General features: G+C 67.7%; 8 protein-coding genes and 1 pseudogene. 6 read left to right on the top strand and 3 right to left on the bottom strand.

What is annotated here, in order from left to right; translation table 11 throughout:
- Positions 1-203 (bottom strand): annotated as a pseudogene (locus KUM49_RS42195) (sugar ABC transporter permease); the annotation flags it as partial.
- Positions 204-241: 38 nt separating this feature from the next.
- The gene (locus KUM49_RS42190; RefSeq protein WP_217242251.1) at positions 242-1,552 is read right to left on the bottom strand and encodes an ABC transporter substrate-binding protein; all 1,311 of its coding nucleotides are present in this window, start codon (positions 1,550-1,552) and stop codon (positions 242-244) included.
- A 493-nt stretch (positions 1,553-2,045) separates the two neighbouring features.
- Between KUM49_RS42190 and KUM49_RS42185 the strand changes: the two genes are divergently transcribed.
- The 6 genes from KUM49_RS42185 to KUM49_RS42160 all read left to right on the top strand — a co-directional run bounded on the left by KUM49_RS42185 (position 2,046) and on the right by KUM49_RS42160 (position 8,178).
- Positions 2,046-3,086 (top strand): LacI family DNA-binding transcriptional regulator, encoded by a 1,041-nt coding sequence (locus KUM49_RS42185; protein WP_217242250.1) that lies wholly within the window; start codon positions 2,046-2,048, stop codon positions 3,084-3,086.
- A 226-nt stretch (positions 3,087-3,312) separates the two neighbouring features.
- Positions 3,313-5,373 carry an RICIN domain-containing protein gene (locus KUM49_RS42180; protein WP_217242249.1) on the top strand — a complete coding sequence of 687 codons (2,061 nt, stop codon included), beginning with the start codon at positions 3,313-3,315 and terminating at the stop codon, positions 5,371-5,373.
- Between the two features lie 283 nt (positions 5,374-5,656).
- Positions 5,657-6,151, top strand: a complete 495-nt coding sequence (locus KUM49_RS42175) for a MarR family winged helix-turn-helix transcriptional regulator (RefSeq protein ID WP_217242248.1) — start codon at positions 5,657-5,659, stop codon at positions 6,149-6,151.
- A 152-nt stretch (positions 6,152-6,303) separates the two neighbouring features.
- On the top strand, positions 6,304-6,912 hold the full coding sequence (locus KUM49_RS42170) for a DsbA family protein (protein ID WP_217242247.1): 609 nt from the start codon (positions 6,304-6,306) through the stop codon (positions 6,910-6,912).
- Between the two features lie 46 nt (positions 6,913-6,958).
- On the top strand, positions 6,959-7,765 hold the full coding sequence (locus KUM49_RS42165) for an MBL fold metallo-hydrolase (RefSeq protein WP_217242246.1): 807 nt from the start codon (positions 6,959-6,961) through the stop codon (positions 7,763-7,765).
- A 2-nt stretch (positions 7,766-7,767) separates the two neighbouring features.
- A complete protein-coding gene (locus tag KUM49_RS42160) occupies positions 7,768-8,178 on the top strand; it encodes a nuclear transport factor 2 family protein (RefSeq protein WP_217242245.1) in 411 nt (136 codons plus the stop codon).
- Positions 8,179-8,245: 67 nt separating this feature from the next.
- Here the strand turns inward: KUM49_RS42160 and KUM49_RS42155 are convergent.
- Positions 8,246-8,799 (bottom strand): RNA-guided endonuclease TnpB family protein (locus tag KUM49_RS42155; protein WP_217242244.1); only part of this gene is annotated, 554 nt, incomplete at its 5' end.

Raw genomic sequence — 8,799 nt, 5'->3', positions numbered from 1 at the left:
AACGCGATCGAGGCGAAGGCCGTCACCCACACGAGGGCGACGTGCAGGAGGGTGGGCAGGCCCGCCATCAGCGCCAGGATGAACCGGTCCCGGCGGGTCAGCAATCGCTGGTGGCCCTGCGGAACCCGCCTCTTCGGCGTCGCGGCGCCCGGAGGCGGCACCGCGGCCGCCTCCGGGACCTTCGTGGTCGTTTCGGAGCTCATGGTGTCGGTGTTCATCCACTTCAGAAGGGGGATCGGGCTCAGTCGGACGCGAAGATCGTCTTCTTCTGGCGCTCGATCGAGGACAGCAGGCTGTCGATCCCCTTGGGGGCGCGGATGAACTTCTGCAGCGCGGGCTGCATCACCGTGGACGTGAAGTCCGGACGGCTGTCACGGTCCATGAACTGGGTGAGATGCTTCGCCTGGCTGATCATCTCGTAGCCCTTCTTCTGAAGGGCGCTGTAGCCGGAGGTGTCGGCCTTTGTGGAGGCGGCGATAAGGCTCGGGTCGGCCTTCAGGTAGATCTCTTCGGCCTGGGCCGTACCCAGGAATTCGAGCAGCTTGACGGAGCCGGCGTGGTTCTTGGGCTTCTTGCTGAGCATGATGCCGTCGGTCGGCGCCTCCACGGTGTCCTGGCCGTACGCCGGGTCGATCTCGGGGAAGGCGAAGAAGTCGAGGTCGTCCAGGTCTGCCTTGTCGCTGAACTGCTGGGCCACGAACATGCCGAGCATATACATGCCGGCCTTCTTCGCCACCAGAGTCTGGGCGGCGTCCTGCCAGGTACGGCCGACCGCGCCCTCCTGGTGGTAGGGGAGGGTCTCGGCCCAGGTGTCGAAGACCTTGCGGACCTTCGCGTCGGTCCACGAAGCCTTGCCTGCCATCAACTCGACATGGAAGTCATAGCCGTTGAGGCGGAAGTTGATCTGGTCGAAGGAGCCCATCGCCGGCCACGCGTCCTTGTCGCCGTACGCGATCGGGACGAGGCCGTCCTTCTGCATCTGCTTGCACAGGGCGACGTACGCGTCCCACGTGGTGGGGACCTCGTAGCCGTACTGCTGGAAGACACTCTTGCGGTAGAAGATCGCCCATGGGGACGTGGTGAGGGGTACCAGGTAGTACTTGCCGTCCTGACCCTTGCTCAGGTCATGCATGGCACTGGGGAAGTTGCCGCCGATCGTCTTCCACACGTCGTCGATCGGGGAGGCGAGCCCCTTGGCCGCGAAGAACTGCATCCGGTAGCCGGCGAACCACTGGAACACGTCGTCCGGGGTGCCCTGCAGATAGGTGTTGATCTGCTCCTGGAACGTGTTGTGGTCCTTGGTGTTGATGTCGACCGCGATCCCGGACTGCTTCGTGAAGGCCGCGTAGACGTCGGCGTACCCCTTCTTCGGCACGGCGTCGGACGCGTTGGAGCCCACGGTGATGGTCTTGGCGTCCGACGAGGCGGAACTGCCGGCGCAGGCGCTCAGCAGGGGGATGCCGGCACCCAGCAGCGCGGCTCCGCCGAGTCCGCGCAGCACGGTGCGGCGGCTGGTGCCAGGCATGGACTGGCCAAGGAATGAATGGTGCATTTCGACTCCTGACGGGCTGGCGGTACCCAGACTCGGCGCGTCAGCCGGAAGAGGGTTGGCGGAGAGGCAGCCGCTGAGTGACCAGAACCAAACACGATCAAACAAACACGATCGGTGGACGCCAGGAAGCGTGGACGCTCTGTGCGCTCGATGTCAAGACTCCGCGTCCGGCAATGCGTGATGGATCAGGTCCGGTCAGGAGCCCGACGTGCGGGCAGCATAAGTCGGCGGACAGGACTGGTCCGGCTGGTCGTCGAATCGTCCCGCATGGAGAGAACACCACTTGAGCTGCAGGAATGAATGCCGGGGCACGTTTCCTCGAGCGCCTGCGGCACCCCCTCCGCCCAGCCGCGGGCCCCGATGTCCGCTCGCACCGGAGGCGAGTGGCGTTGCGAGAACTCTTGACGTGCGCTCGGCGGGTGCGTACACATTGACCGCGCGGTCATGTAATTGACCTCGTTCGATGGAGAACACACGGCCATGAGGAGACTCCATGACAACAGGGCTGGAGCGCAGTGCGAGCTCCTCCGCGCCGCGCAGTGAGGACGTGGCCAGGCTGGCCGGCGTCTCACGCAAGACGGTCTCCCGGGTCCTCAACAACGAACCGTACGTCTCCGACGAGTCCCGCCGACGCGTCCTGGCGGCCGCCGAGGAGCTCGGCTACCGGCTGAACCACGCGGCCAGAGCACTGGCCTCCGGCCGTACCCGGTCCATCGGTGTGGTCGCTCTGGCAACAGCCGGGTATGGAACCGCCTCCCTGCTGGTGGGCATCGAACAGGCCGTACGGGACGCCGGCTACGCGCTTCGCGTGGTCAACACACCCGACGGCGATCCGCAGAGCATCGCCGGCGCGCTGGAGTCACTCCTGGAGCAGGGCGTGGACGGCATCGTCGTCTCCGTACCCATCGTTGAGGGTGAAGTCCCGCTCGGTGTTGACGTGCCGGTCCTCTTCGTCGGAGCACCACCCGCCTTCACCGCCGCCCGGACACTGACTGTCGGCGTGGGCGCCCATGAGCTGGCCCGCGCGGCCACCGAACACCTGCTGGACCTGGGGCATTCGACCGTCCATCACCTCGCCGGTCCGCGCCGGTGGTACGCCACCAAGGACCGCATCGAGGGATGGCGGGCGGCACTGGCGGCCCGGGGCGCGCACGAACCGCCCCTGCTGAACGGCGACTGGTCGGCGGCCTCCGGGTATGCCGCGGGCCTCGGGTTGGCCTCGGACCGAACGGTGACCGCGGTGTTCGCCGCGGGCGACGAGATGGCCATCGGACTGATCCACGGCCTGCTGGAAAGCGGTCGTCGTGTGCCGGAGGACGTCAGTGTCGTCGGTTTCGACGGCAACCCCGTCTTCGCCTACGTCTCCCCGCCTCTGACCACCGTCCGTCAGCCCTTCGAGGCGGCGTCGAGCGAAGGAATCCGGCTTCTCCTTCACGCCATGGAGAAGCCTGACACCGAGCTGCCGCCGGCGAACGACCCACCCGTCGAACTGATTGTCCGCGGTTCTACTGCGCCTCCTCCGTCCTCCCTCTGATCCACCCCGCCCCCCTGCGCCACTGCTCCGGCGCACCCACACGCCGGGGCGTTCCACCTCCACCATTCCGCGCTTGTCGCGCCGCGCTCCCCGCGCTCGCGCGCCGCGCCCGGCAGTGTCGCCCGGCTGTCCCCCGGGCCACGCACTCAACGAACTCCGCCGCATCACTCTGAGCCGTTCCGAGCCAGCGGCGGACACCTAAACACACCTTCCCCTGGGAGCCGCAATGTCCCCTGCGCAGACAGGCGCCAGACCCGGCGCCGCTCCGCGTTCCCGTCCCGTCTCCTTCTTGTCCCTGGCTTTCATCCTGCTCGTCGCGGCGGTGGCCATGGTCATGCCCGCCGATCGGGCGGACGCCCTGGCCCGTTCCTCGCAGACGATGTACAGGCCGCCGTCGGGTGCGCCCTCGCCAGGGTCGCTCTACCCGCGGGCGATGCGGATGCAGCACAACGGCTCCGCCAACGGCACCATCCTCGCGACGTTCGAGCAGTACACCTCCGGCACGCCGGTCTTCCCGATCTACCGCAGCACGAACAACGGCAACTCCTGGTCGAAGATCTCCGAGGTCGCCGACACCCAGAATGGCTGGGGCATGCGCTGGCAGCCCGAGCTGTTCGAACTGCCCACCGCCGTAGGCGGCTTCCCGGCGGGCACCATCCTGGCCGCCGGCGCTTCGGTCCCCTCCGACCGCTCCGCCATCAAGATCGATGTCTATGCCAGCACCGACCGCGGACAGACCTGGACGTTCGTCAGCAACATCGCCACCGGCGGTCCGGCTTACGACGAGAGCGGCAACGGCAACACCCCCGTATGGGAGCCCTTCTTCCTCTACGCCAACGGCAAGCTGATCGTCTACTACTCCGACCAGCGCGACCCCGACCACGGCCAGAAGATCGTGCACCAGGTCACCACGGACCTCCGCAACTGGGGGCCGGTCGTGGACGACGTGGCGATGCCCACCTTCAGCCAGCGCCCGGGTATGGCCACCGTCGCGCAACTGCCCAACGGCAACTACGTCATGACGTACGAGTACGGCGGCTCTCCCGCGGGCCACTTCGCCGTCCACTACAAGATCTCCGCCGACCCGGAGGCCTTCAACTCCGTCACGGGCATTCCCCTGCGGTCGACGGACGGCGTGGTCCCCACCAGTACCCCGTACATCACGTGGCTGCCCACCGGCGGTCCGAACGGCACCCTTGTCGTCGGCGCCTACAGCACCAGCGACCTGTTCCTCAACACCCAGAACGGCGCCGCGAACACCTGGACGCGTATCAGCTCCAACGTCGCCAACGGCTACAGCCGCGGCATGGTGCCCCTGCCCGACGGCCACAGCCTGCTGGTGCTCAGCGGCGGCAACGGAGGTCCCGATCTCTCCAACCCCGTCACCTACAGCACCATCGACCTGGGCGGCGGCATCTCTGACGGTGCCACCTACACCGTGTCGAACGTGGGCAGCAACCTCATGCTGAGCATCGCGGGCGGCTCCACCACCAACGGCACGAACGCCACCCAGCAGAACGCCGACAACGCCACCGACCAGCAGTGGCGCTTCGTGCAGCAGAGCTCCGGCTACTTCAAGATCTTCAACGTCGCCGGCGGGAAGGTCCTGGGTGTGGAGAGCCAGTCCACCGCAGACGGCGCCAAGATCCTTCAGTGGGACGACAACGGCACCCTGGACCACGAGTGGGCCGTCGCCCCGCACCAGGCCGGCGGATACACCATCACCAACCGGGTGACGGGCAAGCGCCTGGAGATCCCGAACGCCTCCACCGCCGTGGGCACGCAGGCCGTCCAGTGGAGCGGCACCAGCTGCGCCTGCCAGCGCTGGAACCTCACCCAGACCGCCCTGCCGCCGCTGGGTACCGGGCAGTACGTCCTCGTCAACAAGAACAGCGGGAGATACCTGGACATCCCGCAGGGCTCGACCGCCACCAACACGGCAGCCCAGCAGTGGCAGAACTCGGCCTGCTTCTGCCAGCTGTTCACCTTCCAGTCCGCCGGCGGCGGAGCCTGGACCATCAGGAACGCCAACAGCAACCTGAATCTGGACATCCGTAACGGCTCCACCACCGCCGGAGCCGCCGTCGTCCAGAACACGCCGTCCACTGCGAACTCGCAGAAGTGGACCCTTACTGACGCGGGCAACGGCTACTACGAACTCAAGAACGTGGGCAGCGGCTTCAACGCCGCCGTCGCCCAGTCCTCCACCAGCAACGGTGCGGCAGTCGTGCAGTGGAACGACCTGAACATCGACGACCAGTTCTGGAAGATCGTCCGCATCAACTGAACGACTTGACGAAGGGCCTCCTACCGGCTCGGGATCGCGATGCGAACCGAGTGGCAGGAGGCCCTGGTGGCATCTGAAAGCACGCCCGCTCTCCGCATCCGGCAAGAGGGTCTCCTCCTCCCTGCAGAAGCACTTCGACAAGGGCATGCCAGCCATCAAGGGGTGAGGCGACACGCCTCCGTTCGCATTGCCGTTGCGACTGGGCGAGCCGACTCCCTTGCGCCGGCCGTCCCCTACGTGATCGGTACGGTAGTGCCGGGACGACGAGAGGGGCGGCGCTGCCGTGGGTGAGGAACCGGAGATCAGGACGGCGAAGGAGGCCGCCGACCATGAGCTCATCCTTGCCTTCGGGCGGCTGCAGGGGGCGGCGAACCGGCTGGAGTACATCCTCGGCCGGGCCCTTGAGGTGGAGTGCGGCATCAGCCATCTGGTCTTCGAGGTGCTGCTGATCCTCGGGCGGGCGAGTGAGCCGGGGCTTTCCATGCGGGCCGTCGCCCAGGAGCAGGTCCTGACCACCGGCGGCGCCACCCGGCTGGTGGATCGCATGGAGGCGGCTGGTCTCGTGACGCGCGCGGAGTCCCCTGACGACCGGCGCGGGAAGCTGGTGCGGTTGACCCCACTGGGCGAGGAGACGGCCGTACGCGCTGCCAGGGTGCACTTGGAGAACATCAAGCGGTACTTCGTGGAGCCCCTCCCGGCGGCGGACCGCGAGCGGTTCGCGGAGGATCTGCGCATCCTCAGCCACACAGCCCGGGACGTACTGCCTCGACTTCCCTGACCTGCGGACCGGCGGCAGCGCAGGTCTCATGGCATTGGCCGCTCTCATGTGTCCCAGATCATATGAGTCAAGAAATATCTGATGAGTCAGCTACTGTTTGGTCAGGTGAATCGCTCGCAGTCGGCGAGCGCCCCTCTCTGTCGAGGTCTTCGATGAAGCTTGTCTACGTCTTCGACGCCTATTGCGGCTGGTCGCACGGATTCACCGCGACCCTGCGCGAGATCACCTCGCGCCACCCCGACCTGCCGGTCGAGGTGGTCTCCGGCGGTCTGTTCACCGGCTCGCGACGGGTGCCGATCCGCGAGTTCGGCTACGTCCAGGGTGCGAACGCCAAGATCGCCGAACTGACCGGTGCCACGTTCGGCCAGGCGTACGAGGAGCTGATCGCCGACGGTTCGTTCGTGATGGACTCCGAGGCCGCCGCCCGTGGTGTCGCAGCCGTGCGCCAGGTGGCCCCCGACCGCGCGGCGGAGCTGGCCGCGGACTTGCAGCACGCCTTCTACATCGACGGCCTGAGCCTGTCGGAGGCGGCCACGTACCGGACGGTCGCTCAGGCGGCCGGGCTCGACGCGGATGCCGTCGTCGCCGCCTTCGAAGCGCCCGAGGCGCAGACCGCGGCCCGAGCCGACTTCCGCCGCGCGGCCCAGCTCGGGGTCACCGGGTTCCCCACTCTGCTGGCCGTCGACGGCGACTCCGTCACCCCGCTCGCCTACGGCCACGCCACCGCCGACGAGGTCGACGAACGCCTCGCCGCTCACTGAGCTTCCCCCGTCCCCACTCCATCCCTTACGAAAAGGAGCGCCTAGCATGAGCACCCTCGACTTCAAGATCCTCGACCTGGACTTCCCGGCCGGCAGCAAGAACAAGACCGCCACCCTGGTCACCGGTGAGAACGAGGCGCTGCTGGTGGACGCCGCCTTCACGCGCGCCGACGGTCACCGCCTGGCCGCCGAGATCCTCGACTCCGGCAAGAAGCTCACCACCGTCTTCGTCTCCCACGGCGACCCCGACTTCTACTTCGGCGCCGAGGTCATCGCCGACGCCTTCCCCGAGGCGAAGTTCGTCGCCACCCCGATCGTCATCGAGCACATCAAGCACTCCTACCAGGGCAAGCTCAAGGCCTGGGAGGCGCTCGGCCCCAACCTTCCCACCCGCCTCGTCGACCTGGAGCCGCTGACCGGCGTCCTTACCCTTGAGGGCCACCGCTTCGAGCTCAAGGGCGGCTCCGAGGAACTGTCCGACCGGCACTACCTGTGGCAGGCCGAGTCCCGCGCCGTCCTCGGCGGTGTCCTGCTCTTCCAGCAGGAGCACGTCTGGGTCGCCGACAACGCCACCCCCGCCTCCCGCGCCGCCTGGATCAAGCTGCTGGACGAGATGGCCGCCCTTGATCCGCAGTTGGTAGTCCCCGGCCACCGCCTGCCCGGCACCGCGGCCGACGCCTCCGCCATCGCCACCACCCGCGACTACCTCCTGGCCTTCGAGGAGGAGCTCGGCAAGGCCGCCGACGGCGCCGCGCTGACCGAGGCCCTCGTGGCTCGCTACCCCGACAACGGCATGCTGATCGCCGCCCAGATCGGCGCGAAGGTCGCCAAGGGCGAGATGAAGTGGGGCTGACCATGAGCGAGTTCGCCACTTCCACCGCGCCCGCCGATGTCGTACGGCGTCAGTATCTGGCCTCCGCGGCAGGTGACCTTGAAGCCCTGCGCGCCACGCTCGCCCCGGACGTGGAGTGGACGGAGATGGCCGGCTTCCCGCTGGCCGGCACCTACCGCACCCCCGACGGGGTCACCTCCCACGTGATGGAGCAACTGGGCAAGAAGTGGGATGACTGGACCGCCCACGACGACACCTACGTAGTCGACGGCGAGAACGTCGTCGTCCTGGCCCGCTACACCGCGACCAACAAGGCCACGGGAAAGCCGATCGACGTACGCGTCGCGCACCACTTCGTCGTACGGGGCGGACTGATCGTGCGCTTCGAACAGTTCGTCGACACCGCACTCGTCCGCGACGCGATGAACGCCTAGAAGCCGTTGCTCAGAACCTCAGCGGTTCTCAGCGTTCCGGGCTTTTCTGCCCGGAAGGTCCGTCTCGTCACCAAAGCGTGAGGGCTTCGGCTTGAGGACGGTCTCTCGTTTCTGTCTGCCGCTGCTGCGGCAGGGTTGCGCCACCTGCCCGCCCCGCCTCCGCCTTGCGGCGGGGGCGGGTGGCGCGGGTCTTACGGTCGGCTCCACGAGGCTTCGACACCACGGGGGTGTCTTGGTCTCCGGCCACTCCGGTACCAGTGGTGCAGGCCGCCGCGAGGGCGGCGAGGTTGAGCGCGGCGTTGTCGTCCCGGTCGATGGCCAGGCCGCAGGCGTCGCATTCGTAGGTCCGGATGTGCAGCGGCAGCTTGGCTTTCACCGCGCCGCACCCGGAACAGGTCTTGGAGGAGGGGTACCAGCGGCTCGCCACGATCATGCGGGTGGCGTGGCGCTGGGTCTTGTAGGTGAGCTGGCGGCGGATCTCACCGAATCCGGCGTCGGCGATCCTGCGTGCCAGGCGCCGGTTGCGGAGCATCCCGGCGACGTTGAGGTCCTCGACCACGATCGTGCCGTACTCGGCGGTCACGGCGGTGGTGAGCTTGTGCAGGGCGTCTCCGCGGAGGT

The organism is Streptomyces sp. AC555_RSS877, assembly GCF_019049245.1.
In the GTDB taxonomy this organism is placed as follows: Bacteria; Actinomycetota; Actinomycetes; order Streptomycetales; family Streptomycetaceae; genus Streptomyces.
This window is presented reverse-complemented; position numbering and strand designations above follow the sequence as displayed.

What these genes read in the sequence shown, in the direction of transcription:
- KUM49_RS42190 (WP_217242251.1), bottom strand. Translation starts at nt 1,552, where the DNA reads ATGCACCATTCATTCCTTGGCCAGTCCATGCCTGGCACCAGCCGCCGC.
- KUM49_RS42185 (WP_217242250.1), top strand. Translation starts at nt 2,046, where the DNA reads ATGACAACAGGGCTGGAGCGCAGTGCGAGCTCCTCCGCGCCGCGCAGT.
- KUM49_RS42180 (WP_217242249.1), top strand. Translation starts at nt 3,313, where the DNA reads ATGTCCCCTGCGCAGACAGGCGCCAGACCCGGCGCCGCTCCGCGTTCC.
- KUM49_RS42170 (WP_217242247.1), top strand. Translation starts at nt 6,304, where the DNA reads ATGAAGCTTGTCTACGTCTTCGACGCCTATTGCGGCTGGTCGCACGGA.
- KUM49_RS42165 (WP_217242246.1), top strand. Translation starts at nt 6,959, where the DNA reads ATGAGCACCCTCGACTTCAAGATCCTCGACCTGGACTTCCCGGCCGGC.
- KUM49_RS42160 (WP_217242245.1), top strand. Translation starts at nt 7,768, where the DNA reads ATGAGCGAGTTCGCCACTTCCACCGCGCCCGCCGATGTCGTACGGCGT.